3 protein-coding genes are annotated in these 1,918 nt (G+C 37.7%); 1 reads left to right on the forward strand and 2 read right to left on the reverse strand.

Translation table 11 applies throughout. The features are described 5' to 3' along the window. Positions 1 to 114 precede the first annotated feature (114 nt). Positions 115 to 324: a helix-turn-helix domain-containing protein gene (locus tag PEL01S_RS34155; protein ID WP_127463369.1), complete on the forward strand. Its 210-nt coding sequence runs from the start codon at positions 115 to 117 to the stop codon at positions 322 to 324. 326 nt (positions 325 to 650) lie between these two features. Here PEL01S_RS34155 and PEL01S_RS34160 read toward each other — a convergent pair whose 3' ends face one another. After that, positions 651 to 1,547: a hypothetical protein gene (locus PEL01S_RS34160; protein ID WP_127463370.1), complete on the reverse strand. Its 897-nt coding sequence runs from the start codon at positions 1,545 to 1,547 to the stop codon at positions 651 to 653. 97 nt (positions 1,548 to 1,644) lie between these two features. After that, positions 1,645 to 1,918 (reverse strand): hypothetical protein (locus tag PEL01S_RS35030; protein ID WP_218032570.1); only part of this gene is annotated, 274 nt, incomplete at its 5' end.

The following is a 1,918-nucleotide window of genomic DNA, read 5'->3' on the forward strand; positions in this document are numbered from 1 at the left end:
ACGCTTAAAACTACCACATGTTTATTATAGTACTTTTAAGACTACCACGCAATGAAAAGTTCTTTCGTCCATGGTATATTAAATCTATATCTGTACGGTAAAAGGGGACTTATCATGAAGATCAAAATTCGACTCAGAGAAATATTAGAGGATCGAAATATATCACAAAGAGAACTTGCACGCATGATGGGCATTCGGCATCCTACAATTAATCATCTCTGTTCGGACAATGTCGATAGAGTATACATTCGTACACTTGAACAAATATGTGAAGTCTTGAAAATTGATATCAGCGAATTGATTGTTGCTGATAAAGATAATTGAATCGTCCGATTCCTAACCTCACCACGTGACCAAAACAGCTATGCACCATGCAACCAAAACGAAGCCTTCAAATAATGTAAACCAGCCCGGACACCATTATAAAATAAAATCGTTATTTCATAGCGTTTTAATCGGGATAATATCGAGTTTTCTTGCGTTATGTATGGATTACTCTTTGTTTCTTTAAATTGCTCTCTTTTTATGTATGATGATTTTGGTATCGCCAAAGCCCTATAAAGCCTTATTTCTTCTGGACTTTTAACCGATTATGTATGAAATTGTTATCGCTATCGCAAAAGTAACAAACGTTTGTAAAAGGATCACTTCTAACCTAAATTTGCATAATCAATCTTGAGCGGAGGTAGCTTTGTTTGGCTTGGGAAAGTGATACTACGAGCTAATCTCCGTCTATTGTCATAAGTGCCTGACCTGTACAATTGCTTTAATTCGGTTTCTGTGAATTGACTTTGCAATAATTTGAAAGCAAGTGCCTTTTCGATTTGATAAATGTCAAACGGTTGAGATTGCAACCAACCAAAGGAAATGCCTTCAATCGGTTCGGTAAACTGGATTGGCTTTAAAGCTACTTCTGCCATCTGAATGAAAAATTCTTTCTTAAGTAAATCGACAGCACGGCGTTTCGATGAAAACTTCTTCATTTCCTTGTAACTTGGTCGAATCTCCATACGCAGGATTCCTCGGGCTTGTTCAATAACTTCTTGAGGTTCCTTTGTATCTCTGCATTGAATTTGTTTGTCATAAAACATCGTCTTTTTGCTATCGTTTTTATGTCCAGCCGTTTCTAAATGTCCATAAGAATATGGCTTCATATACGGAAGTTTCAATTTATGTATTTCTCGCACATAATCGCTGACCAAATGTCCAACCTGAAAATTCCAACAAACATCCAATCGTTCAGTTCCAGACCAATCCTCCGTTTTCATTTCAATTTGAAATAACTCGTACAAGCGTTCATGTAACCTTTGAAAGAAGAGGGGAATGTCCTTTTCTTGAAGGAGCGTTACATTATTACCGTAGAGAAATTTGGGGATGGATACCTGCAAAACGAGGGTTCTGCTATTGTCATGGTATTTGATATACGGTATTTGGCTGTCTTTAATTTTGTAAGTTGTACCCTTGTCCAGATAAGCAATTTTATCAGCGGCTACAATTTCAAGATTAGGGTAAACAGGACTTGTTTTCATGATGATAGTATCAAACAATAGGCAATCTTTCCTTTCCGTGATGAGTTGATGATGTTTAATCCCCAAAATTTTGGGTAAGATTCGGCATGTTATAAGAACATGATTCATGAACTGGTCATGATAAGTGACCTTCCTCGGATTTCTTTCTTCGTTCCTTCTTGCTAAGCAGATCATGTTTCACACACAGATCATAAATATCGTCGTCAATCGCATTGCTCCCTCTTTGGAATTGACCAGACCCAAACATTGGTACCACCAAATAGTAAACCAAGAATCGAAGCGCAGACATCCTTTTGTCTTGCCGCTGTGTCCATTTCACCTGCTCATCCGCGTCTAAACTCTCCGGTACGTTCTCATCAAATAGTTCAGATACTCGCTCCAACGTATCC

The organism is Paenibacillus elgii NBRC 100335 (genome assembly GCF_004000865.1).
GTDB lineage: Bacteria > Bacillota > Bacilli > Paenibacillales > NBRC-103111 > Paenibacillus_G > Paenibacillus_G elgii.